This is a genomic window from Sorangiineae bacterium MSr11367 (genome assembly GCA_037157805.1).
GTDB classification, from domain to species: domain Bacteria; phylum Myxococcota_A; class Polyangia; order Polyangiales; family Polyangiaceae; genus Pendulispora; species Pendulispora rubella.
Window position 1 is genome coordinate 12222966 of sequence record CP089983.1, and the last position, 23491, is coordinate 12246456.

Sequence of the window (23491 nt, forward strand, 5' to 3'; positions counted from 1 at the left end):
GGTCCATGCCGCCTGCTCCTCCCGCGTTCCTCCCCGTCAGTGCGCTCTCCGTCGAGCTCGAAGCGTACGTGGCCGTCACCGCGTCGATCCACGCCGGCTTCGCCGAAGCGCGCACCACCTTCGAGTGCGTCCTGCCGCCGCTGCGCGATGCGGGCTTTCTCGTTCTGGCCGGCCTCGAGCCGCTGCTCGATGCGCTCGAGCGGTTCAAACTGAAGAACGACGAGCTGACCTGGCTCGAAGGCCTCGGTGCGATCGACGAGGCCGCGCGGCGAAAGCTCGTGGACATGCGCTTCTCGTGCGACGTCGATGCGGCGCTCGAGGGCACGGTCGTCTTTCCGGGCGAGCCGGTGCTCACCGTCGAAGGGCCCTTTTGGCAGGCGCAGCTCGTGAGCGCGCTCGTGCGCGGTGGCCTCACGTCGTCGACGTTGACGGCGACGCGTGCGGCCCGTTGTTACCTGGCCGCCGATGGTGCGGAGGTCATCGAGGGAAGCGCCACCACCGCGCACCGCCTCGGCGGCAATCCTTTGGGCGCGCGCGCCGCGTACATCGGTGGCGCCAGCGCGACCACGTGTGCCCTGGCGGCGCGTCGCTACCGGCTGCCGGTGCGCGCATCGCTCCCGCGGCAGTTTGCGCTGGGCGATGCGAACCCGCGCCAGATGTTCGAGTCGTGGCTGCGCGCCTCGCAGGACAAAGCCATCCTGCGCTTCGAGGCGAGCGAGGCCGAGACGGCCATCCCGGGCATCGTCGAGGCGGTGAGGAGCCGCGCGTCGCAGCCGTCCTGGCACCAGGGCGACATCGCCGTGGAAATCGCCGGCGGCGATCACGCCGAGGCCGCGCAAATGCTCATCGCCGCCTTCGACAAGGCGCGCCTCGGCGAGCCGGTCATCGTCGCGTCGGGGGATCTCGACGAGCATGCCATCGCGACCCTGCGGCTGCGCGAGGCGCCCATTTCCGCATACATCGTGCCGTCGTTCGACGTGGACGATGGCACGTGGCCGGCGCGCTACGATTTGACGGCCATCGAGTCGCACGGCCAATGGTCGCCGCGCATGCGGCGTGGCGCCACCGTCGCCGACAGCGGCGATCCCGGGCGCAAGGTCGTCGTGCGCTACGCCGATGCCGAGGGCCAATGGCTCGCCGACGTGGCGCATGCCACGAACGAACGCGTGCAAAATGCACGCGACGTGGAATTCGTCGATCGCGCCACCGGCTTTCCGGCGCGCTTGTCCGCCGCTTCCGGCGCGCCCCTGCTCACCAACGTGATGCGCGCAGGCAAGCGCGTCTCCTCGCCCGAGGCCGCCCGCGCCTTGCGCGATCGCACCACGCGCAGCCTGGTCGCGCTGCCCGAGCGCTACCGAAGGCTGCGCGGTCCTGCGCTCTACCCCGTTGGAACGACGCCTGCGCTCGCGGCCATCAAGCAAGAGATGCTCGGCCGCGGCTCCGGCTGAGGGGTCCGCCACACCAGGGTCATGGGCATGCCGTGCAGCGGCCGCAACGTGACGACCGGCTCCAGCTCGACGCGCGCCCCGGCGGGAAGCTGCAGGCGGTAGCGCGTCGCGATCATCGCGAGGAGGATCTGCGCCTCCATCATCGCGAAGGCGTTGCCGATGCAGATGCGCGGCCCGCCGCCGAAGGGCAGGTACGCGTAGCGCGGGCGCTCGGTGCCGGCGGTGAATCGGTCGGGGTCGAACCCCTCGGGGTTGTCCCAATACGCCGGGTGACGGTGCAGCACGTACGGCAGAATGGCCACCATCGTTCCTTTGGGGATGTGGTAGCCGCCGAGCACGTCGTCCGCGAGCGCCTCGCGCTCGACGGCCCATACCGGCGGATAGAGCCGCATCGACTCCTCGATGACCGCCCGCGCGTACGGCATGCGGGGTAGATCCTCCAGCGCGGGCAGCCGCGTGCCGAGGACGGCATCGGCCTCCGCCTCGACCCGACGCGCCACGTCGGGGTGGCGCGAGAGCAGGTACAGCGTCCAGGACATCGCGTTGGCCGTCGTTTCGTGCCCCGCGGTGACGATGGTCATCACCTCGTCTTTCAGCTGCTGATCGGTCATCGCCTCGTTGGTCTCTTCGTCGCGCGCGGCCATCAGCATCGACAAGAGATCGCGCCGCCCCACGTCGGAGGTTTTCCGCCGCTCGGCGATGATGTCCAGCACCAGCGCGTCCAAGGTGCGCTTGGCGCGTTTGAAGCGGAGATTTTTCGGCGTCGGCACCCACATGGGCAGCGGAAAAGGCGTTGCGGCGTAGTCCGATGCGATGCGCACGGTGACCGCCATGGCGTCGCCGATCCCTTCGGCCCGCTCGTCCAGGCTCTGGCTGAGCAAGGTGCGCCCGACGACGTCGAGCGTGACCCGCATCATCTCCGCGTGCACGTCCAGCGTGGTTCCCGAGGGATGCCGGTACCAGCGCGCGAGCATGTCGCTCGCCGCGTCGGTCATGCGCTGTGCGAGATCGGCGAGCTTTTCGCGGTGAAATGCGGGCTGGGCCAATTTGCGCTGGCGCCGCCAGAAGTCGCCCTCGCTCGTCACGAGGCCCTGGCCCAGGATCAACCGGAGCCCGCGGTAGCTGTAGCCCTTGATGTAGTTCTTCGCGTTGTCGACGAGCACGCGCTTGATGGATTCGGGCTCGTTCGCCAGCACGTAGCGGTACGGGCCGAAGTCGAACTGGACGATGTCGCCGTGATCGCGCGCGGCCTTGCCGAAGAAGCCGAGCGGATCGCGCCCCGCTTCGAAGGTGTGCCCGAAATAGGGCAAGCCCCCGGACGGGCTCGGGGGCTGCGCGTTCGTCTCACGTTTCATGGGCACCGGCTCCCTCCTTGAAACGTGAGGAAAGCCTCACGTTTGACAGAACTGTGCGCTTGTCCTCAAAATTGTCAAGTGACCCAGGCGTCGGGAGCGCGACGTATCCCCTTGCAGCAACGCAGCCGCGAGCGGCTCGAGCGCATACTCGAGAGGGCGGCATCTCTTTTCGTCGAGCGCGGCTACGAGTCGACGACGATGGAAAACATCGCCGAGCGTGCGCAGACGTCGATCGGCTCCGTGTATCAATTCTTCCCGAACAAGCGCGCCATTTTCGACGCCATGGCGCAGCGCTACATCGAGCTTTCGCGCGAGCAGTTCGAGCAGCTGTTCGCGAGCTTCGCCGCCATCGAGCGATGGGACGAGATGCTCGATCGCGCCATCGATGCCTTCGCGGCCTTCGACAGGTCCAGCGTGGTCATTCGCGCGGTGTGGCTCAATTTGGCGCTCTCGCCCGAGTTTCTGCTCGCCGGCGAAGCGCTGAACCGCGAATTCGCGCGCCGTGCGGTGGATCTCTTCGCCGATCGGGCCAAAGATCTTTCCGCGGACAAGCTGCTGGTCATCGCCACGATGGTCGTCGAGCACATCTCCGCGATGATGATCGTCAACGTGCGCCGCAACGACGCGTTGGGCGAGGCCGTGCTCGAGGAAACCAAAGTTCTCTTACGCCGTTATTTGCAGCCGTACCTCGGCGCGCCCGAAGGCAAGAAGAGCAAGAAAAAGAGCCGCACGTAGCGGTCCCGCAAACGTGCCCGTGCCCGTGCCCCTGCCCGGTGGCGAAGAACGGGAACGGGCAAAGGGCACGGGCACGTTTACGGGGAGAGAGTTCTATTTAATCCACTGGTTGGCGCGCGTTTCCACGACATCCCAATGGATGCTTTCCCAGAACTTATTCAAATAGTCGGGACGCTTGGTTTGATAATCGAGGAAGTACGCGTGCTCGAACTCGTCGAGGATGAGCAGCGGGATGGCGCCCCACGGCGTGTGGTTCTGGTGCTGCTCCACCACGTAGACGTGGGTCTTGTTGTCGAGCAGCGAATGCGCCCAGACGGCCCAGCCCACCGGCGCGACCTTGCCGCCACCGAGCAGCTGCGCCTTGAAGTTATCGAGGCTGCCGAAGTCGCGGTTGATGAGCTCCACCGTCTTCTTGCCGGGTGAGGTGCCCTTGCCGCCGATGTTCTCGAAGTACCACTCGTGCAGGATGACGCCGTTGTGCGCCCACGTCTCGCGGCGCTTCAACTCACCCCACTCCGAGAAGTGCGGGTTGGCCTTCGTGACGTCGGCCTTCTCCAGCGCAGCCTGGATGTTGTTGTACTGCGTGACGTATCCCTTGTAGAGCACGTCGCGGTGCTCGGTCAGGGCTTTGTTGGAGAGAAAGCCCTCCACTTTGCCTTCCAGCGGGAAATTCTTCGCGTCGATCGCCATGGCTCCTCCTTGGGTCGAACGGTTCCGTTTTTCTCGGGAACCGGGAGTCTAGGCACCGGCTGGCGATGTGAAAAGAGGCAGGGCCGGGACAAAAAAAGAGCGCCCTCGCGAACGAGGACGCTCTCACGCAGCCCGAAAGGCTACTGCTTACCCTACGGCGTGGCCTCCCTTCAGGTCACGCCGTAGCTTCTCCGCCATCAGATGATGATTGGGAACGAGTGACGAGATCTCAGTGGTCGCCGCGGCCGCAGGTGACGTCCGCGTGAACTTGCGCGATCTCGACTTCGATGCTGTTCAACAGTTCGACGTACAGAGCCGCCGCGTTGATGCTCCCGCCGTCGCTCGACTGGTAGTTGATGATGACCTTGCCCACGTTGAGGCCGGCCACGTCAGTCAGGTCGATGGTGGCGTTCGGGCCAAACGCAACGGTGATCGGCTTGCCGTTGATCTTCACTTCCGCGATGTTGCTGGAAGCTTCCGTCGACGCCTTGCCGCTCTTGTCGCACGAGGCGCTCGCGGATGCGTCGGCCGCACTGTACGAGATGCCCAGCTTGAGCGCCCCGTCGTCCCCGAAGAGACCGTCCAAGAGATCCGACACGCCGAGGTTCTCGAGGAGCTTGCGCAGGTCGAGGTCGATCACGCCCACTTCTGCGTCGTCGCTGAGGACGTCCGCGAGGACGCCTTCGGCCGGTGCGTTGAGAACGGTGCCGGCGGCAACCGAGGCGGCCGACTTCGCACCGCTCGACGTGCCCTGCGTCGACGCATTGGCTGCAGCGTCACGGGTCAGGTTGCCCGCGTTCACGCGTGCCACGGTGCGCGCCCGAAGAGCGCCGTCTGCACCGAGATCACCCGTGTCCGAAGAAACCTTGTCCGGCAGGATGTTGGCGAAGCTGTCCGGGCCGAACGGCTTGCCGGTGTTGACCCTGACCGCGACCGCGCGGCCCGAGATGGCCTTCGGCTTGCCACCCTGCGGCTGCTGGGCAGCCGGATCGCCCATCAGTTGATCGCTGGACGAAGTGCCGGAGTCCCCGGAAGCGCATCCGAGTACGCCCATGGACGCAGCAAAAAATCCGACGATACCCAAACGTGCGAGTTTCGATGTAATCATTGTTTCCCCCCCCGACGACCGCCTACATCCTCGTAAGCGCCCGTCCTTGGGCATTCTGATGCGAGGTGCGACAAAGGGGCTGCGCACAATGCACATCGAGGTAGGGAAATTTGGGATAGGTAGGCCGAGCTCGCTCCGCTCAGATTCTTGGGTCCGGTAGGTACTTCCTTCTTCTATGAGAACGGCCCGCACGTGGGCCTGGGTCTACAAACGACGAAACTGGATTTGCTGCGAGATTTTCGCGAGCAGAATCCAGATTCGTCGGGGTTTCGTCTGTACGCCGTGCTCGCCTCGGCGTCACTCACCTCATCAGTTCATCCCTGAGAAGAAGCGAGCGCCGCCGAGGCGAGCCGTCTCTCAGTGGATCAGTGGGCGCCGCAGCCGCCGCCCCCGTCGGAACCCGCGCACTCGACGCCAGCCTGTGCGCGCGCAACTTTCACATCGATTCGTCCGTCGAGCAGATTCACGTGGAGGCCCGTGGCATCCATGCTGCTCTTGGTCGGGTCTTCGGACGTGGTGATCTGCTCGTTGATGGTGATGGTCACCAACCCGGGCAGATCGAGAATCTTCTGGTTCGGTCCCAGCGTGATATCGACCGGCGTGCCGCCGATCACGAGGCCCACCACTTTGCCGGTGGCCTCCGAGTGTGCCTTGCCCCCGGCGTCGCAGTAGGACTTCGCGCTTTCCTGAACGACGTCCGCCTGAATGCCGCCCTTGAGCGGGCCGGTGAAGATCACGGCGAGGAGATCGTCGTTGATGCCGAGGTCCTCGAGCACCTTCTGCAAGTTGATCGCGACGGTGCCCCCGCTTCCGTCCTCACCGAGGACGTCTTTGAGGAAGCCGTCCGGCGCGGTGTGGAACAACGAAGCATTCGTGGCTGCCGTGATGGCCTCGGCGGTGCCGCCCGATCCCTTCGCCTGGGAACTCGTTGTCGCGGCCTGCGCCACGGCGCCCGCATTGGCCGTCGCCGCGCTCTTGATGATGTTGCCCCCCGACGCGGGCAGTGCCTTCGTATCCGTCACGTTGGCGATGCCATCCCATGCCGTGGTCGACGGATTCTTGAGATCCACACGAACGGCGACGACGACGCCGCGAGCCGAATACGTCTTCGCGCTTCCCTGAGGCGCCATGGCTCCCGGGCAAGCCGGCTGCACGGCATCACCCGTCAAATTTCCGTCTTGCTGCCCCGTGGAATCCCCCGAGGCGCACCCGACCATACCGACCGCTGTGAACACGATTCCCAACAGGCCGGTCTTGAACCCCCTCGAACTGATCATGATGTAATCCCCCCACTACACGCGGCTCCTACGTTCGATTACGTTGGCGCCGCGTCTACGGGATAGGATGCGCCGCACTTACGGTCCGGTTTCAGACTCCGAACTAGGAAATGCGTTTGTCGACGGCTCTAACCAATCAGAGCGATCAGAGCGTCGATCGATGGGTCAATAGCTTCTCGATCAAGTCCTTCGAGTAGGCGGACAATTCGCGGAAAACCACGCCCATACCGGGCGGATCCTTCTCCACGCGCACCACCTCGCCAATGCCCTCGATCGTCTCGATGTCGTCCATGATCACGGTGAATCGGAGATTCACGCGGGTGCCCACGGGAAGCACGCTCGTCGATTTGATGAAGACGCCGCTCGCCGAAATGTTGGTCACGTACTCTTGAATGAACGCGTCGAACGACTCGAATTCCTTGTTGATCGTGACGCGTTCGGCAATGCGCTTCTTGCCTTCGTCCATGTCACTTCCCCTGAAGGTCGAATTGTTCGAGGTGGTACTCTTTGCGCGGAATGACGGTGATCTTGCGCATGTAGCGGTTCTCCGCGTCGGCGACCGCTTCCTTTTCCTTGTTGGCAAGCACGTCGGCCACGGCGGGGTGGGCATTCACGAGCACGGTGTAGCCCGGTAGATCCCCGCGTTTCCGGCGGATTTCGCGCAGAATTTCGTACGCGATGGTCTCCTTCGATTGGAGCTGCCCGGTGCCATCGCAATAAAAGCAGGGCTCGTGGAGCAAACGACCGAGGCTCTCTCGAGTGCGTTTCCGGGTCATCTCGATGAGGCCGAGATCGGATATGCGATTGAGCGTGGTCTTCGCCTTGTCCTTTTGAAGGAGCTCCTCGAGCGAGCGGCGCACTTTCTCGCGATTTTGGTGCCGCTCCATGTCAATCAGGTCGAGGATGATGAGGCCGCCGATGTTGCGGAATCGGAGCTGATAGGCGATCTCGTGCACGGCCTCCAAGTTGGTCTTGAGGATGGTTTCCTCCATGTCCTTGGAGCCTTTGCCCACGAATCGACCGGTGTTCACGTCGATGGCGGTGAGGGCCTCGGCCTGATCGATAATGAGATATCCACCTGACGGGAGCGGCACTTTGCGCGAAAGCGCTCGGCCGATTTCGTCTTCGATTCCATAGGCATCGAAGATGGGTTCGTCTCCCGAGTAGTAGACGATGTCCTTCAGACGATCCGGAGCAAACATCTCCACGAAGCGGCAAAGACGCTCGTATTGATGGCGATCGTCGATGACGATCTGGTGCACTTCGTCGGTGAAGAGATCGCGCGCCGTCTTGAGTACGAGATCGAGCTCGCTCATGAGGACCGCCGGCGACCTGGCACCCTCTTCCTTCTTTTTGGCAATCTCGCCCCACAATCGAACGAGATAACCGACGTCTTGCTTCAATTGCTTCTTCGTGAGGCCTTCGGCGACGGTGCGCACGATGAGACCGCCGCTCGGGGGCTTCACCGTCTCGATGGCTTCGCGCAGGCGGTGACGCTCTTTCTCCGAGCCGATTCGCTTGGAAATGCCGATATGTTCGACCGTCGGCAGGTACACGACGTAACGGCCAGGCAACGAGACGTGGCTCGAACAACGCGCGCCCTTGGTGCCAATCGGGTCTTTGGTGACCTGGACGATGATCTCCTGCCCCTCGCGCACGACGTCTCGAATCGGGGTCGTCTTGGAGATGCGATTGGGCATGCTGCTGCGATCGCCGCGTGAACGCCCGTCGCGTCCCTCGCGCCCGTCGCGATCCCGGTTGTCGCCCCGTCCTCCACGTCGCTCGCGATCCTGATCGCGATCGCGTCCACGACGATGGCGCGATCGCTTGTTCGATTGGCCGCGCGTCCCGCGGGCGTTGCGCTCGTTGTTGGCGCGCGGCGGGCTCGGTGCGCGGGGAACGGGCGCGTTGGGATCGGTGATGGTGAAGCCAGGCATCCCCGGGAAATCGGGAAGCGGCTCCAACGTCGCGCGGGGAGCCGCAGGGAAATCCGGCGGCGCGTCCCAGGCGGCGTCTTCCGCGTCGTCGCGGGCTTCGAGCGCGGGGGCATCTTCGGCCTCCGCGGCGGCGACGGGCAGCTCCGGGGACGAAGCCACCGGTGCGGCGGCCTCGATTTCCGGGTTCGTCGGGCGGGTGCCCTCTTCGTCGTCGTCCTCGTCGTCGATGGAATCGAGCGACGGGGCCGCCTCGTCAGCGAGGTCGACGCGCGACGGTTCTTCATCGGTGAGATCGAGTCGGGAAGCCTCGTCGGCGAGATCGAGTCGGGAAGGTTCGTCCTCGTCGATGGAGTCTTCGCTCGACGGGCCCTCTTCTTCTTCGTCTTGCTCGTCCTGCTCCTCGGGCTCGTCGTCGTCTTCATCGTCGATGGCCACCGCCAACGCGGGCAGGCTGACGCGCGAGTCCTCGATCCTGTCATCGATTTGGACGACGTCGTGATCGAGCGCAGCGCCATTCTGGTGGGCCGGGTCGGCCTCCGGCTCCAGGCTGGCCGCGACATTTTCCACCGACTTGGCCGTCGGCGGCGGGGCGGTCTCCAGGATTTCTTCCGCCTCGGCGTCGAGCTCCTCGTCGCCGGTCACCTCGGGCAGGGCGGTGCCCTCTTTGACGCGCTTGGCGCCACCAGCGAGGTAGGTCTCGAAATCGTCCGGTCGGATGAGGTCTTCGACGTGGAGGAACGCGGCGCGCTCCTGCCCGATGTCGACGAAGGCGGCCTGGAGGCCCGGCAACACGCGGGTGACCTTCCCCAGGTACACATTCCCTACGGTGTAGGCACTCTTGCCGCGCCGCTCGATGTGCAGCTCGGCGATGATGCCCCCCTCGATGAGGGCTACGCGTGTTTCTCGAATATCGACGCTGATAACAAGGATGTTCTTCGACATGAAGCGCTGAAGACTTTCCCGCTCCCGCCTCGTCTCCGCCCGCGCACGAGCCCGCCGTGCCACGGCCCTAGCCCCGTAAGGTGGGGATGGGGGTGGCGTACTCGGTCCTCGTCGTCGCGGAAATAAAGCTCTGAGCGCATTTTTGCTGGCGCACCGAACGTGAACATTTTTTGGTGGTTCGTGGTTCGTACTGCGCGGCGCGTAAACTAAAACCTGCGGGGAGTGAAAATCACGTGACCCCTAAGAGGGGCAGTACCAGAGCTTCCCGTTCGGGGCCACAGATTTCTCGATCGTATCGTCCCCGAGCCCGCTACCGAAAGGACCGGTCGAGCTCCGTCTGGAAGAAAGACTCTCGCGTTCCAAAAAAAGACCTGCTAGAGACGCGGGGCAGTTTCAATCCGTGCCGGTTGGCCGATTGTGGCCTCACCGACTTGGAAGCGTGAACCCCGCCAGGCCCGAGAGGGAGCAACGGTAGCGCGGAAGAGTGTGGTGGGGCCTTTACCATTTTGGGCTAGCATCCCCCGCGTTCGCCCAAACGGAGGAGCACGGAGTGACCGCACTGAACGAAGTTGGCCTCATCGCGTCCCGTGAGATGCGGAAGAATCTGCGGAGCCTGAAAGGACTCGCGCTGGTCATCCTGTCCCTGCTCGGGGCGATCGCCGTCGCGTTTCTCATTAATAAGGGGCACAAGCTGCAGGAGGGGCGCTTCGGGGCCGAGGAACTGCGGGCCGGGCAGGAGATGGTGCTCTCCCAGGCCTACGACGATCCGCAGATGGGCAAGTACCTCGCGGAGGCGCCTGCGGTGCTCTTGGCGCTGCTGGCCATCACCATTTGGCTCAGCCCGCTGATTGCGGGCGTTCTCGGCTTCGACGCGGTGTCGGGCGAACTTCAACACCGCACGGTGCGGTATTGGACCGTGCGCGCGCGGCGGGCCTCGTACTTCGCCGGCAAAGTGCTGGGTCTCTGGGGCGTGGTCGCGGCGCTCACCCTGGTGATGCACGTCTTCATTTGGGTCGTGACCCTCATCGTGGGCGGGGCGGGGACGGCGCCCGTCTCGGCCACCGTGGGATGGGGCTTCCAGTTTTACCTGGTGACACTTCCGATCAGCGCGGCATGGTGCGGATTGGTGATCCTGATTTCCGCGCAATTCCGTAATCCGATTTTCACCCTTTTCGTGATCAGCGCGGCGTTCGGCGGCCTTTGGATCGTCAACATCATCGGCCGCGTGGCGCAGGTCAAACCGCTCACGTACCTGTACCCCAATTCGTACGACGGGCTTCTTCTGTCGCCGCATTTGAACAAGGTGGCGTTGGGGGCGGCCATCTGCTTCGGCATTTGCGCGCTGGCCACGGCAGTGGGCACGATCGTGTTCGTGCGGAGGGACGTCTGATGTCGCCGGAAACGTCATTGGCGCGCGAGCAAGAGAAGATCGACGACGCGACCGCAAGCACGACCACGACCGCCCAGGAAAAGCCCAAAAAGAAGAAGGTGGCCGAAGCCGCCGTGCGCATGAAGCACGTGACGAAGCGCTTCGGTTCGAAGCTCGCCGTCGACGATTTGTCGCTCGAAATTCGGGCGGGCCGCGTGTACGGCCTCATTGGGCCGAACGGTGCGGGCAAGACCACGACGTTCTCGATGCTGGCCGGCTACCTTCAACCGACGGACGGCAGCATCGAGGTGCTGGGCTTCAGCCCGCACCAAGTCTCCGAGTTGAAGTCGCGCGTGGGCGTGCTCCCACAAGACGCGATTTTGCCGCCGCTCGACAAGGTGGGCGAGTTTCTCATGCACATGGCCCGCCTTCAGGGCACCTCGCGCGATCGGGCCGAGTCCATGGCCCGTGCGGTGCTCGACGAGGTGGAGGGGCGCGACTGGTGGAACCAGCGCTGCGCGAGCCTGTCGCACGGTATGGCCAAGCGCGTGCAGCTCGCGCAGGCGCTCTTGGGCGAGCCCGACGTGGTGTTGCTCGACGAGCCCACCGGTGGTCTCGATCCGCGCAGCGCCTACGAGGTGCGCCAACTCATCAAAGGGCGCAAAGGGCGCTGCACGCTCATCGTCTCGAGCCACAATCTGCAGGAGCTCGAGGAAATCTGCGACGGCGCGGCGATCCTCGATCGCGGCAAGTTGGTCGCCTCCGGCACCATCGCGCAGTTGACCGGCGCGTCCGAGGAGGTGCACGTCAAGATCGGGCGGCCGCCGCGCGGAATGGACGCGTCTGCCTACCGCGCCACATCGGCCGACAGCATCGTCTCCCGCGGCATCCAGCGCGTGCGCGATCTGCCCGTGGTCAAACGCGTGGAATACGATGACGAGAAAAGTGAACTCGTCGTGTACTTCGAACGCAGCGGCGAGGTCGATGCCGAGATGGTGATTGGCCACGTTCTGTGGGCGCTCTTGCAGGAGCAAGTGCGCATCAGTGGTGTGATCAAGGGCCGCGGCCTCGAACGGCGCGTGATGGATCTCACCGACGAAGAAGACTGAGGCTCCCGGCGCTTCGGGTACTTCGGGTACACTCGATCCGAATGACAGGAGCTCCGCCCGCGCCGCCGGCGCACCAGACCGAGCTCTTGCGCGTCGTTCTAGGCCTTGCGCTGGCCTTCGGGCTCGCCATCGTCGCGGCGCATCCGCTGGTGCGCCGCATCGAGCGTCGGCTGGGGCTCACCGTGCTCTTGTCGAGCGGCATCCCCTTCATTGCGATGGGGGTCATCTTCCGTCTGCCCAGCGTGGGCATCCTCACGAACGAGGTGGTGGCCGATCTGCGTCCGGCCCTGGAGTTCGGCATCGGGTGGCTCGGCTTCGTCGTGGGCATGCAGTTCGACGTTCGCGATCTCGATTTGGTGCCGCCCAAGACCGGCGCCGTCGTGGTCGCGGAGACGGTGATCCCGTTCATTCTGACGGCGCTTGCGTGCGCCATCTTCTTGGCCACGCTCGATCCGGCGTGGTCGCTGTCCGACCATAGTACGTGGCGAGCGACCTTGCGCGCGGCGGTGCACCATGCGCCGCTGCGTGATGCGCTGGCCCTGGGCGCGTGCGCGGCGCAGGCGGCGCCGGTGGCCGCGGTGGCGATTGCGCGCGGCTCGGGATCGGTGGCGGCGAAGCTCTTGTCCTATGTCACGCAGCTCGATGACGTGGCGGGCGTGCTCGTGCTGGGGCTCATTTGCGCGGCCTTCCGCCCGACGGACGCCGTGGCGGCGTGGAAGCTTCCGCACATTGCGTGGATCTTCGTCACCTTGGGCATGGGCGGCGTGTTCGGCATTCTGACGTACGCGCTCTTGCGCAGCGCGAAGAATTCGAACGAGGAATTCGCCTACCTGCTGGGGGCGATTGCGCTCTCCGCGGGCATGAGCGGCTATTTGGCCATCTCGCCGCTGGTCACGTGCGCCATTGCCGGGGCGCTGCTCACGAACCTGCCGCACAAGAACTTCGACCAGCTCAAAGAGACGATGCTCCAGGTCGAGCGGCCGCTGTACCTCATCTTCCTCCTCGTGGCCGGCGCGATGTGGGACGTGACCGCATGGCAAGGGTGGCTGCTCGCGCCGGTGTTCGTCGCATCGCGCGTCGGGGGCAAGTTGATCGGCGCGCACGTGGCCAAGGTCACCGGCCCCGAGGGGCTGCCCGATGCGACGACCTTGGGCTTGGCGCTGGCGCCGCAATCGCCCGCAGCCATTGCGACCATCGTGAGCTACGCCACGGTGTACAAACCGCACGCGACGGAGTCGGCGTCGCTCGGATGGCTCATGACCGCCTGCATCGCGGGCGCGGTCCTCACGGAGCTCATCGTGCAGGCCACGGTGCGGATGCGCGGCGGACTGCGCATCGATTTCCGCAGCCCGTCGCTGGTGACCATTCCGCCCCCCGCGTTGACGCAGGGAGAAGAAGGAGAGCACTCGTGATCCGCGCCATCATGCTCCTGGCCATCGTGGTGATCCTCATCGCCGCGGCCCGGTCGTTCCTGCCGCAGGAGACCTCGCTCGTGGGCTCGGGTGCGGCGCTCGCGTTTGGCTTCGTGCTGTTGGCGGCCCTGCAATCGGGCACCATTTTCGCGTCGCTGCGGCTGCCGCGCCTCACCGGTTACTTGATGTGCGGCTTCATCGCCGGCCCGAGCTGCTTCAACTTCGTCACCGAGGGCATGGTGCACGATCTCAAGCTGGTGAACGGCGTGGCCATTGGCCTCATCGCGCTGTCGGCCGGCGGGGAGCTGAGCTTTCGCCGGTTGCGTCCGCGCTTCCGCGCCATTCTGTCCGTGGGCGCGGTGTCCATCGTCATCGCGATCCTGTGCATCTCGAGCGCGTGCTTCCTGCTGAGCAGCCGACTGCCCTTCATGGACGGCATGAGCACCTTCCACCGCTTCGTGGTGTCGCTGACCATGGGGGTCGTCCTCTCGGCGCTCTCGCCCGCGGTCACCTTGGCCATCGTCGCGGAGACCGGCTCCTCGGGTCCGATCAGCGAAACCATCCTCGGCATCGTGATCATGGCCGACCTGGCCATCGTCTTCACCTTCGCCGGGGCGAACGCGCTCGCCAACGCGGTCTTCGGGGCCGTCGGCGGCGGCTCGGGAGGCGGATTCGTCGAGCTGATGATCCACATCTTCGGGTCCATCGGCGTGGGCTCCGTGCTCGGTTTGGTCCTCGCGTTTTACTTGAAGAAGATCGCCCAGCGCGTCGCGCTCTTCGTCTTTGGTATCTGTTTTCTCTGCGCCGAAGCCGGCACGCGGTTGCATCTCGATCCGCTTCTCATGTGCCTCGTGGCCGGTCTATTCCTAGAGAACGCCACATCCATCGAGGGCGCGAAGCTCGTACACGACATCGAGTCCGCATCGATGCCGGTCTTTGCGGTCTTCTTCGCCGTCGCCGGTGCGGGATTGCACTGGGATATCCTGAAGCGCGTGCTCGTGGTCGCGGTCATCCTGGCCGTCGTGCGCGCCATCGCGCTCGTCGTGGGGTCGCACATCGGCATGGCCCTCGGCAAGGTGCCCGCGTTTCACCGCAAAATCATTCCATACGGGACGATCTCACAGTCCGGCGTGGCCATCGGCCTCTGCATCCTCCTTGCGAAGCACTTTGCAGGTTGGGGCGAGCAGGCCGCGACCTGTCTGCTCGGGGCTGTGATGATCAACGAGTTGATCGGGCCCGTGTTGTTCCGCAATGCGCTCATGAGGAGTGGCGAGGCCGGCCGTCGCCAAGCGGTCGCTGGCGCCCACTGAGTTCGGCTCGGAGTGTAAGCATTTCGTGACGGTACATGGCGCCTCTTGACGCGGCGTCCAAAGTCCCGTACGAGGCGTTGTTGAAAGTGAATATCACTTTTGTTTTCTTGACGGGGGGGAGGTCGGGAAAGGCGTTCTGGGATGAAACTGAAATCCTTCTTGGTCTCGACGACCGCCATCGCGGTGGTCTCGGATTCCATGTTGATTCCGTTTTATCCGAAGTTTTTCGCCGACGCCTTTGGCGTAACGGATCCGCGGCACATTGGCATCTACCTCGCCGCGACGTGCTTCACCGTCATGCTCGCCTTCCCGGGTTGGGCACGTTTGGCCAAGAAGGTCCCCACGCTGAGGGTCCTGCTCTTCACACAGCTCGCCGCGGGGCTTTTGAGCATTGGGTGCTACGCGTGCACGAACGTCGTCGCGTTCTGGCTCGTATCGCTCGCCATGCTGGTGTTCAAAGCGAGCTACCTGCTCATCTACCCGTACGTGATGAGCCTGGAGGACAAGGCGAATCACGGGGCCACCATCGGACTGCTCTCCGTGATCGTGCACCTCGGCGGGATTGCCGGTGCGCTTCTCGGGGGCGCGGTCCTGCAAGCCTTCGAGCCGCGCCACGCCTTCATCGTCATGGCCGCCGGCGACTTCATCCAAATGGGCGTCTGCCTCTTTTCGTCTGGCAGCGCGGCCGCGGCATCGACGAACGACGCCCCCGACGCCGCGCCCGCCTCGGCCCGCAAAGGCATGGTCCATCGCCTCGGGCTCGTGATGTTCGTCTTTTATTTCAGCGCCTTTTTGGTGCGCCCGTTCTTCGCGACCTATTGGGAATCGATATCGTCGGTGCGTAGCCCCGTCGTATCGGGGTTCGTCTTTGCCATCCCCGGATGGGTGGCCCTGGTGGCACTTTGGCTGCGCAAGGGCAACACGCCGATCCCCTTGGCCCTCGCGCTGGGAACCGTGGGCCTGTTGCTTCAGGCTGCGCCGTTTGGGGTCGTCGTGCTCGTCGGGCGCTGCGTCTTTGGCTGGGCCTTGTTCCACGGCATCGTCAAATTGGATGTCTTGCTCTTCGAGCTGAGCACCCCCGAGTCGTACGCGACCGACTTCGGCAAGATCAACATCTGCCAGCAGCTCGGCGTGCTGGTCTCTTCCTTCACCGCCGGCACGCTCGTCGTGTCGCACGGCCAGCGCATTCCCTTTTTCGCGGCGGCCGTTGGATTCGTTCTCACCCTCGTCTCGTACGGCCGCCTGCTGACTTCGGAGAAGCCGAAGACGGCCGACAAGGGAGCCATGGCCATATCATGAGTACCTGCTTCGAGAAGTACGTGCCCCAGGCGGGCATCTTCGCATTGCGCCCGCTGCGCATTCCCGAGGATATGCCCCTCGTGCACGGGTGGGTGACCCAGGAGTACGCCAAATATTGGGGTCTGCAGGGTAAATCCGTCGACGAGGTCGCGGCGGCGTACCGCGACATCGTAAGCCCCGAGCACGTCCACGCGTACATCGGACTTCACGACGGAAAACCGGCGTTCCTCGTCGAGTGCTACCACTCGATGCACGACGCCATCGGCCGCTATTACGATGCGCTGCCGAGCGATCGCGGGATGCACGTCCTGGTCGCCCCGGCGGAAAAGCGCATTCCCGATTTCACCTGGCACGTGTTCGCCGTCATCATGGACTTCCTGTTCAGTGACCAGACGGTGACACGCGTCGTCGTGGAGCCGGACGCCCGCAACGAGAAGATCCACGCGCTGAATCGCCGCGCGGGGTTCGAAGTCGTGCGCACCGTCGATCTGCCGGCAACCTCCGTGCAGCCGGCCAAGAAAGCCCTGTTGTCCTTCTGCACGCGTCAGCAATACGCGGCAGCGTCCACCGTGAGAACCGCACCCATGAAGACTTCCATTTCGTCCTCCCCCGGCGCGGCCGTCGCGCACCTCGATCCGCGCACCTGGGCCATCGTCAATCGGCAGCACGTTCGCAAGATCATCGGCGAGTTCGCCCACGAGTTGCTCGTCACCCCCGAGCTCGAAGGTACGGTCGACGGCTGGGGCCATTACCGGCTCGCGACCGATCAGGCCAACGTGGAATACCGCTTTCGCGCGCGCATTCTCCAGCTCGATCATTGGCACATCGACACCGAATCCATCGAGCGGTTCGTCGACGGCGCACGCACGCCCCTGGATTCGCTCGCGCTGATCCTCGAGCTCCACACGACGTTGGGCATCGCCCCCGCGATGCTTCCCACGTACATGGAGGAAATCACGAGTACGCTCTATGGCGCGGCGTACAAATACGAAACCCAGCGGTTGACCGCGGCGGAGCTCACGCGCGCGTCGTTCCAAGAGGTGGAGACGTCGATGACCGAGGGGCACCCCTCGTTCGTGGCCAACAACGGGCGCATCGGATTCGACGCCCTCGACTACCGCGCCTATGCGCCCGAGGCGGCGTCGCCGGTGTCGCTGATCTGGATTGCCGTCCACGAGAGCCGCGCGGCGTTTTCATCGATCGACGGCCTGACGTACGGCGACATGATCCACGAAGAGCTGGGCACCACCGTGCTCGACTCGTTCCACGGCATCCTGCGCGGCAAGGGGCTGAACCCCGAGTCGTACCTGTTCATGCCGGTGCACCCGTGGCAGTGGTTCAACAAATTGGCCAGCATCTTCGCGCCGGACATTGCCGCGCACCGCCTCGTGTACCTGGGGAGCAGCGAAGATCGGTATTTCGCGCAGCAGAGCATTCGCACGTTCTTCAATACGACGAACCCGCACAAGCGCTACGTGAAGACCTCGCTCTCCATCTTGAACATGGGGTTCATGCGCGGGCTTTCGCCGTACTACATGATCGGCACGCCGGCCATCAACCAATGGGTTCACGAGACCATCGGCAAGGATGCCTACCTTCGCGAAAATGGATTCAGCATTTTGCGCGAGGTGGCCACGGTCGGCTACCGCAATACGTATTACGAGGCGGCCATCCCGGGCGACAGCCCGTACAAGAAGATGCTGGCGGCGCTCTGGCGCGAAAGCCCCATTCCGCCGCTGACCGAGGGCCAGCGCTTGATGACCATGGCTTCGCTGCTCCACCGCGATCGCGAGGGCGGCTCGGTTCTCATGGAGCTCATCGCGTCGTCGGGCGTGGGGGCGGACACGTGGCTCCGGAGCTACTTGAAGGCGTATTTGAGCCCGCTGCTGCACTGCTTCTACGCGTACGACATGGTCTTCATGCCGCACGGGGAGAATCTCATTCTCGTGCTGCAGAACAACGTGCCGGTGCGCGCGCTGATGAAGGACGTGGCCGAGGAGGTGGCGGTCATGAACAAGGACGCGGTTCTTCCGGAGAAGGTGAAACGCCTGGCCGTGTCGGTGCCCGAGGAGTTGAAGGTCCTATCGATCTTCACCGACGTCTTCGATTGCATCTTCCGTTACGTGGGGCACGTTTTGGTGGAGCACGGCATTCCGGAAGAGCGCTTCTGGAAGTTGGTGGCCGAATGCGTCCACGACTACCATCGCGCACGGCCGGATTTGACCGAGAAGTTCGAGCGGTATGACCTCTTCGCACCCGAGTTCACCCGGTCGTGCCTGAATCGATTGCAGCTCGGCAACAACCAACAGATGATCGATTTGGCCGATCCGGCGAAGAATCTCAAATTCGCCGGGACGTTGAAAAATCCGATCGCTGCCTTCAAAGCCTGACGTACTAGGAGTCGATCCGTGAAGTCCGCCTCGGTGAAGTCTTGGTACCTCGTGCACAAGTGGACGAGTTTGATCAGCACGTTGTTCCTGCTGTTGCTCTGCGTGACGGGTCTCCCGCTCATCTTCCACGAGGAGATCGATCATGCATTGGGCTACAGCGCCGAGGCGCCCGACATGCCCGAGCCCGCACCGCGCGCGAACTTGGATGACATCGTCGCGGCGGCGAAAGCACGCCGCCCCGGCGACGCCATGCAATTCGTGTTCAGGGATGCCGAAGATCCGCGCCTCTGGCTGGTGCGGCTCGGCGAAAAGGCCAACTCGGAAGATGCGTCGGCCTTTTATACGTACGACGGCCGCACCGGGGCATATCTCAACGAATATCCGCTGAACAAAGGCGTGACGAACTTCCTCTTGAGGCTTCACGTCGACATGTTCGCGGGGTTGCCGGGGACGCTCTTTCTGGGCCTGATGGGCCTCCTGCTGGTGGCCTCGCTGGTATCCGGCACGGTGCTCTATGGGCCATACATGCAGAAGCTGAATTTCGGCACGGTGCGACGGGATCGATCGCCTCGCCTCAAGTGGCTCGATTTGCACAATCTGCTCGGGATCGCCACGTTGGTGTGGTTTCTCGTCGTCGGCTTCACGGGCGTGGTGAACACGTTGGCCGTTCCGGTGTTCGGTCAGTGGCAGGCGACGCAGCTTGCGGAGATGACCGCTCCGTACCGCGGCAAGCCGCCCCTCACGGAAATGGGCTCGGTGCAAAAGGCGCTCGACGCCGCGCACGCTGCGGCACCGGGGATGGAGCTCGGCTTCATGGCCTTTCCGGGCAACGATTTCGCGAGCCCGCACCATTACGCCATTTTCATGAAGGGTACGACGCCCTGGACATCGAAGTTGCTCAAGCCCGTATTGGTCGATGCGCAAACCTTGATGGTGACCGACTCCCGGGATCTGCCTTGGTACGTGAGCACGCTGCTCGTTTCGCAGCCGCTGCACTTTGGCGACTACGGGGGAATGCCGCTCAAGGTGCTTTGGGGCTTGCTGGACGCACTGGCCATCGTGGTGCTGGGAAGCGGTGTGTATCTCTGGGCGCGCCGGCGCAATGTCTCGTTCGAAGCGTGGCTGCGCTCGATGCAGGGAGACAAAGAGGTGGCTGCATGAGCGCTCCGCTGACCAAAACGCAAATATGGGGAGCGCCCATTGCGCTGGGGGCGCTGAGCCTCGTGGGGCTGCTTGCGGCATTGCTCGCGGACGGCATTGGGGATGCTGCTTCGTGGGTGGCGTTGGGTGTGCCGGTGGTCGTCTCGATTTGGTATTGGGGCCGGCGGAGTTAGGTCGTGCGTTTACGACGATGGATGATCGCCGCCGTTTTGGCGGCCGAGGGGATGTGCATTCGAGGCGGTAGCGCTCGCGCCCAAGAGGCGGTGACGCCGCCGGCGGTGGTGCAAGAGGTGCCGGCCGATTATCCGGCGGAGGCCAAGGCGGCGCGCCTCGAGGGACGCGTGGTGTTGCGTCTGACGATCGAGGCGGATGGCCGCGTGAGTGCGGCCGACGTGGTGGAATCGGCGGGGCACGGCTTCGACGAATCGGCGCGCGCGGCGGCGTTGCAATTCCGGTTTTCGCCGGCGCAGCGCGGGGGCACGGCGGTGCGTGCGCGGGTCTTGTATCCGTACGAGTTCCGTTTGCCGGCCGAAACCACCGCAGCACGAGGTACGGACGTTACGGCTCCCGGGGCGGGAGGGACAGGAGTGGCGGGAGGGCCGGGGAGGGGGAGTCCAGCTCCGGCCGACGTGACCGTTCGCGGAAAATCCGAGGCGGATCGATTGCGCGAATCGGCGCAGGCCGTGACGGTCATCGAGACGGAGCAGGCGAAGCGGCAGACCGCGGACTTCGGCGAGGTCATGGCGCGAACGCAAGGCGTGAGCGTGCGCCGCGAGGGCGGTCTCGGCTCGGGGACGCGCTTTTCGCTCAATGGTCTCACCGACGACCAAATCCGCTTCTTCCTCGACGGCGTTCCCCTCGACCTCGCGGGCTACCCATTCGGCCTGGCCAACGTGCCGGTGAACCTCGTCGAACGCGCCGAAGTGTACCGCGGCGTCGTCCCCGTCCGATTCGGCGCCGATGCCCTCGGCGGTGCGGTCAATCTCGTCACGGAGAAGATCACCCCGGGAACGCACGGTTCGGCGTCGTACCAAGTGGGCTCCTTCGAGACGCATCGCGCGACCTTGGCCCTTCGCCACCTCGACGTGGACAGTGGCTTCTTCGCGCGCGCGTCCGGCTTTTTCGACTACGCGAAGAACGATTACACCGTCGACGACGTTGGGTTGGCCAATCTAGCAGGTCAACAGACGCTCATTCGCGCCACCCGATTTCACGACGGGTATCGAGCCGGCGGCGCCAATTTGGAAACCGGCTTCATCGATCGCTCCTGGGCCAAGAATCTTCGCCTACGCGTCTTCGCTGCGGATCACAGCAAGGAGCTCCAGAACAACGTCGTGATGACCGTGCCGTACGGTGAGGCCGAATTCGGCAAATTCACCACCGGCGCCACGGTTCGCTACGAGAATGCCTTTGCCACACGAGCCGGTCGCGTCTCCGTCGATGTGCTTGGCGGCTACACGTACGGTCGTACTTTCCTTCGAGACGTTTCGAAGTGTACCTATTTGTGGAACGGTGAACGTAACTGCACCGATCGCGTCGTGGGCGAAATCGACTCCAGCCACGGCCCATTTAACCAAGTCGTTCGAGTGCATAGTGGCTTTGCCCGGGCGAACGCCAGCTGGCAAATCCGTTCGGGTCACGCTCTTCGACTATCGCTTTCACCGACATACTCCACCCGCAGCGGCGAAGAACGCCAGCGGCAAAGCGATGTGCTTCCCGATCCACTGGGCGCGAAACGCGACCTTTTGACCACGGTGAGCGGTCTCGAATACCAAGCCGACTTATTCGGACGTCGCCTCGAGAATATCTTTTTCGTAAAGAGCTATTTTCAATCCCAGCGCTCGGAGGACCAACTCGTAGGCGGGGCCCGCGTCGATCGCGATCGCAGCACCCACCGTTTTGGCGTGGGAGATGCCCTGCGCTATCGCTTCGTCGAGGGGTTGTACGCCAAGGCCTCCTACGAATGGGCCACGCGTCTTCCAAGCCCGGACGAACTCTATGGCAACGGTATACTCGTTCTCCCCAACTTGAATCTTCAGCCCGAGACGAGCCATAACGTCAATCTTGGGCTGACCGTCGACCTGCGCACCACTCCCGTCGGTGCCGTTCGTGCCGACATCAATGGATTCCTCCGTGCAGCGGATCAGCTCATCACGCTGCTCAGTAATGACAAATATTTCAGCTACCAGAACGTCTTTTCAGCCCGCTCCGTTGGCGTCGAGGCAGCCGCCGGCTGGACTTCGCCCGGCGAATATGTCGTTCTCGACGGCAACGTCACCTATCAAGACTTTCGTAACGTCTCGTCCGACGGCTCATTTGGCACCTTCGAAGGAGATCGTATTCCCAATCGGCCGTATCTCTTTGCCAACGCCTCGGCGCGTCTTCAATTCCGGCGGGTGCGCCGCCCCGACGATGAGCTCTCGCTCACGTGGTTCACGCGGTACGTGCACGAGTTCTATCGCAGTTGGGAAAGCGCCGGCGTTCGCGAGTACAAGCCCACGGTCGACTCCCAACTCATTCACTCGGTGGCATTGACCTACCTCGTGCACGGCGATCCGGTGGCGATGTCCTTCACCGGTGAATTGCAAAACCTCACCGACGAGCGCGCCTACGACTTCTTCGGCGTTCAAAGGCCGGGTCGCGCTTTCTATTTCAAAACGACGCTCGATTTCTGATTTCCCAAAAGAAGGAGAATATCCCATGAGAAGGCTTACACTCTTGGCGGCCCTGGTGACCGTTGCGGGTTGCGGAAGCGACGATTCCAACGGTGGCAGCTCCTCGGGGCTCACGGGGACGTCTCGATATGCCGTGCACAGCATCGTCACCTCTCCCGATGGGCAGGATGGTTACGTCACCATCCTCGACTCGCTCGTACAGCGACCCACCGTGGGTCTCTCCTCTGCGCGCGAGTTCTCGGGTCCCTCGGATATCTGGGTTTACGAAGGCTCCGTCTATGTCTCCGGCGGCGAAACGCCGACCGTCACCAAGTTCACCCTCACCGACGACGGAAAGCTCGTCGACCCGAAGGTGCTCAACTTCTCCGCGCGCGGCCTTACCGATGCGGCGTTCTGGAACAACACGTTCATCAGCGCGACCAAGGCCTACATGCTCAATGGCCTTGCCCAGTACATCGTGTGGAACCCCACCACGATGGAAATCACCAACACGGTCGATCTACCCAAAATCGAAAACCGCAATGGGTTGATCCCGCGTGCGGGCTCCGCCGATCGCTCCACCATCGTCCACGATGGGCGCCTTTACCAAACGGTGGCCTGGTACGACGAGCAATGGGCGCACCGTACGGATGATTCCCTCGTGCTCGTCTTCGACGTGAACGCCGACAAGTTCGTCCAAAATATCGCAGCGCCCTGCCCGGGCCTCGACGTTGGCACCAAAGACGATTCCGGCCATATCTATTTCAGCCCGTGGACCGGCGGCGCGGGTACGGCCCTCGTTCTCCACACCGCCCCCACGTGCGTCGTCGACGTGGACACGGCCACGGCGACCGCCACCGTCGCGTTCAAATTCGCCGACGTGGCCGGTGGCCGTGAGGGCTCCGACTTCCACTATGTCGGAAATGGCAAATTCGTGTTCACGGCCTTTCACCACGAAAAGGTCGATCTCGCGAATGCCAAAGAGCCCTTCGGCATCATTGGCGGTCTGAATTGGCATGTCTGGAACTACGACCCGCAGACGAAGACGGCGACCGAAATGCAAAGCGTCGATTGGAACAGCGGCGCGGCGTACTGGTTCAAAATCGACGGTGTCGACCTCGCGCTCATGCCGGCCACCGGATATACGTCGAGCACGGTTTACAATCTTGGAATTCCCAGCACCGACAAGGCCACACGGCTCTTCGACGTCACGGGATACAATATGCGCCTCTTCAAGGTTCGGTAGCGCGCCTTGACACATTGCATTGGCGCGTGTAGCTAAACACGTACTGAAA

At 63.8% G+C, this 23491-nt stretch carries 18 protein-coding genes, 1 other RNA gene and 1 pseudogene; 14 read left to right on the top strand and 6 right to left on the bottom strand.

The annotated features are described in order from the left end of the window. Positions 1–5: 5 nt before the first annotated feature. On the top strand, positions 6–1448 hold the full coding sequence (locus LVJ94_47445) for a hypothetical protein (protein ID WXB04525.1): 1443 nt from the start codon (positions 6–8) through the stop codon (positions 1446–1448). Here the strand turns inward: LVJ94_47445 and LVJ94_47450 are convergent. Next, the gene (locus LVJ94_47450; GenBank protein ID WXB04526.1) at positions 1379–2803 is read right to left on the bottom strand and encodes a cytochrome P450; all 1425 of its coding nucleotides are present in this window, start codon (positions 2801–2803) and stop codon (positions 1379–1381) included. The genes LVJ94_47445 and LVJ94_47450 overlap by 70 nt on opposite strands. A gap of 78 nt (positions 2804–2881) precedes the next feature. Here LVJ94_47450 and LVJ94_47455 point away from each other — a divergent pair, with 78 nt between their 5' ends. Next, positions 2882–3538 (top strand): TetR/AcrR family transcriptional regulator, encoded by a 657-nt coding sequence (locus LVJ94_47455; protein ID WXB04527.1) that lies wholly within the window; start codon positions 2882–2884, stop codon positions 3536–3538. A gap of 93 nt (positions 3539–3631) precedes the next feature. Here the strand turns inward: LVJ94_47455 and LVJ94_47460 are convergent, their stop codons facing one another. The 5 genes from LVJ94_47460 to LVJ94_47480 form a co-directional block, all read right to left on the bottom strand. Further along, on the bottom strand, positions 3632–4228 hold the full coding sequence (locus LVJ94_47460; protein ID WXB04528.1) for a Fe-Mn family superoxide dismutase: 597 nt from the start codon (positions 4226–4228) through the stop codon (positions 3632–3634). 229 nt (positions 4229–4457) lie between these two features. Next, the gene (locus LVJ94_47465) at positions 4458–5282 is read right to left on the bottom strand and encodes a hypothetical protein (protein ID WXB04529.1); all 825 of its coding nucleotides are present in this window, start codon (positions 5280–5282) and stop codon (positions 4458–4460) included. Between the two features lie 419 nt (positions 5283–5701). Continuing rightward, entirely contained in the window at positions 5702–6613 is a 912-nt protein-coding gene (locus LVJ94_47470; GenBank protein WXB04530.1) for a hypothetical protein, read from the bottom strand. 145 nt (positions 6614–6758) lie between these two features. After that, positions 6759–7079: a PilZ domain-containing protein gene (locus LVJ94_47475; GenBank protein WXB04531.1), complete on the bottom strand. Its 321-nt coding sequence runs from the start codon at positions 7077–7079 to the stop codon at positions 6759–6761. A gap of 1 nt (position 7080) precedes the next feature. Next, positions 7081–9492, bottom strand: a complete 2412-nt coding sequence (locus LVJ94_47480; GenBank protein WXB04532.1) for an Rne/Rng family ribonuclease — start codon at positions 9490–9492, stop codon at positions 7081–7083. Between the two features lie 416 nt (positions 9493–9908). Here LVJ94_47480 and ffs point away from each other — a divergent pair. The 12 genes and pseudogenes from ffs to LVJ94_47540 all read left to right on the top strand — a co-directional run bounded on the left by ffs (position 9909) and on the right by LVJ94_47540 (position 23442). Then, an RNA gene (gene ffs / locus LVJ94_47485) (signal recognition particle sRNA small type) lies at positions 9909–9995 on the top strand. Positions 9996–10042: 47 nt separating this feature from the next. Further along, complete coding sequence (locus LVJ94_47490) at positions 10043–10882, top strand: ABC transporter permease (GenBank protein WXB04533.1); 840 nt, start codon at positions 10043–10045, stop codon at positions 10880–10882. Beyond that, positions 10882–11970: an ABC transporter ATP-binding protein gene (locus LVJ94_47495; GenBank protein ID WXB04534.1), complete on the top strand. Its 1089-nt coding sequence runs from the start codon at positions 10882–10884 to the stop codon at positions 11968–11970. Before LVJ94_47490 ends, LVJ94_47495 begins: the two co-directional genes overlap by 1 nt. A 41-nt stretch (positions 11971–12011) precedes the next feature. After that, the gene (locus LVJ94_47500; protein WXB04535.1) at positions 12012–13382 is read left to right on the top strand and encodes a hypothetical protein; all 1371 of its coding nucleotides are present in this window, start codon (positions 12012–12014) and stop codon (positions 13380–13382) included. Continuing rightward, positions 13379–14692, top strand: coding sequence for a cation:proton antiporter (locus tag LVJ94_47505; protein WXB04536.1), 1314 nt, complete (start codon positions 13379–13381; stop codon positions 14690–14692). The genes LVJ94_47500 and LVJ94_47505 overlap by 4 nt, the downstream gene beginning before the upstream one ends. Before the next feature lie 141 nt (positions 14693–14833). Continuing rightward, a complete protein-coding gene (locus LVJ94_47510; GenBank protein ID WXB04537.1) occupies positions 14834–15991 on the top strand; it encodes a hypothetical protein in 1158 nt (385 codons plus the stop codon). A 71-nt stretch (positions 15992–16062) separates the two neighbouring features. Then, a pseudogene (locus LVJ94_47515) lies at positions 16063–16422 on the top strand (acetyltransferase). Positions 16423–16575: 153 nt separating this feature from the next. Then, on the top strand, positions 16576–18381 hold the full coding sequence (locus LVJ94_47520; protein ID WXB10814.1) for an IucA/IucC family siderophore biosynthesis protein: 1806 nt from the start codon (positions 16576–16578) through the stop codon (positions 18379–18381). A gap of 18 nt (positions 18382–18399) precedes the next feature. After that, positions 18400–19542, top strand: a complete 1143-nt coding sequence (locus LVJ94_47525) for a PepSY domain-containing protein (protein ID WXB04538.1) — start codon at positions 18400–18402, stop codon at positions 19540–19542. After that, the gene (locus tag LVJ94_47530; GenBank protein WXB04539.1) at positions 19539–19715 is read left to right on the top strand and encodes a hypothetical protein; all 177 of its coding nucleotides are present in this window, start codon (positions 19539–19541) and stop codon (positions 19713–19715) included. Before LVJ94_47525 ends, LVJ94_47530 begins: the two co-directional genes overlap by 4 nt. A 3-nt stretch (positions 19716–19718) precedes the next feature. Continuing rightward, positions 19719–22217 (top strand): TonB-dependent siderophore myxochelin receptor MxcH, encoded by a 2499-nt coding sequence (gene mxcH / locus LVJ94_47535; protein WXB04540.1) that lies wholly within the window; start codon positions 19719–19721, stop codon positions 22215–22217. Between the two features lie 25 nt (positions 22218–22242). After that, complete coding sequence (locus tag LVJ94_47540) at positions 22243–23442, top strand: hypothetical protein (protein ID WXB04541.1); 1200 nt, start codon at positions 22243–22245, stop codon at positions 23440–23442. The last annotated feature ends 49 nt before the right edge of the window (positions 23443–23491 follow it).

What these genes read in the sequence shown, in the direction of transcription:
- LVJ94_47475 (WXB04531.1), bottom strand. Translation starts at nt 7,079, where the DNA reads ATGGACGAAGGCAAGAAGCGCATTGCCGAACGCGTCACGATCAACAAG.
- LVJ94_47540 (WXB04541.1), top strand. Translation starts at nt 22,243, where the DNA reads ATGAGAAGGCTTACACTCTTGGCGGCCCTGGTGACCGTTGCGGGTTGC.
- LVJ94_47520 (WXB10814.1), top strand. Translation starts at nt 16,576, where the DNA reads ATGAAGACTTCCATTTCGTCCTCCCCCGGCGCGGCCGTCGCGCACCTC.
- LVJ94_47470 (WXB04530.1), bottom strand. Translation starts at nt 6,613, where the DNA reads ATGATCAGTTCGAGGGGGTTCAAGACCGGCCTGTTGGGAATCGTGTTC.
- LVJ94_47510 (WXB04537.1), top strand. Translation starts at nt 14,834, where the DNA reads ATGAAACTGAAATCCTTCTTGGTCTCGACGACCGCCATCGCGGTGGTC.
- LVJ94_47500 (WXB04535.1), top strand. Translation starts at nt 12,012, where the DNA reads ATGACAGGAGCTCCGCCCGCGCCGCCGGCGCACCAGACCGAGCTCTTG.
- LVJ94_47450 (WXB04526.1), bottom strand. Translation starts at nt 2,803, where the DNA reads ATGAAACGTGAGACGAACGCGCAGCCCCCGAGCCCGTCCGGGGGCTTG.
- LVJ94_47445 (WXB04525.1), top strand. Translation starts at nt 6, where the DNA reads ATGCCGCCTGCTCCTCCCGCGTTCCTCCCCGTCAGTGCGCTCTCCGTC.
- LVJ94_47495 (WXB04534.1), top strand. Translation starts at nt 10,882, where the DNA reads ATGTCGCCGGAAACGTCATTGGCGCGCGAGCAAGAGAAGATCGACGAC.
- LVJ94_47460 (WXB04528.1), bottom strand. Translation starts at nt 4,228, where the DNA reads ATGGCGATCGACGCGAAGAATTTCCCGCTGGAAGGCAAAGTGGAGGGC.
- LVJ94_47480 (WXB04532.1), bottom strand. Translation starts at nt 9,492, where the DNA reads ATGTCGAAGAACATCCTTGTTATCAGCGTCGATATTCGAGAAACACGC.
- LVJ94_47530 (WXB04539.1), top strand. Translation starts at nt 19,539, where the DNA reads ATGAGCGCTCCGCTGACCAAAACGCAAATATGGGGAGCGCCCATTGCG.
- LVJ94_47465 (WXB04529.1), bottom strand. Translation starts at nt 5,282, where the DNA reads ATGGGCGTACTCGGATGCGCTTCCGGGGACTCCGGCACTTCGTCCAGC.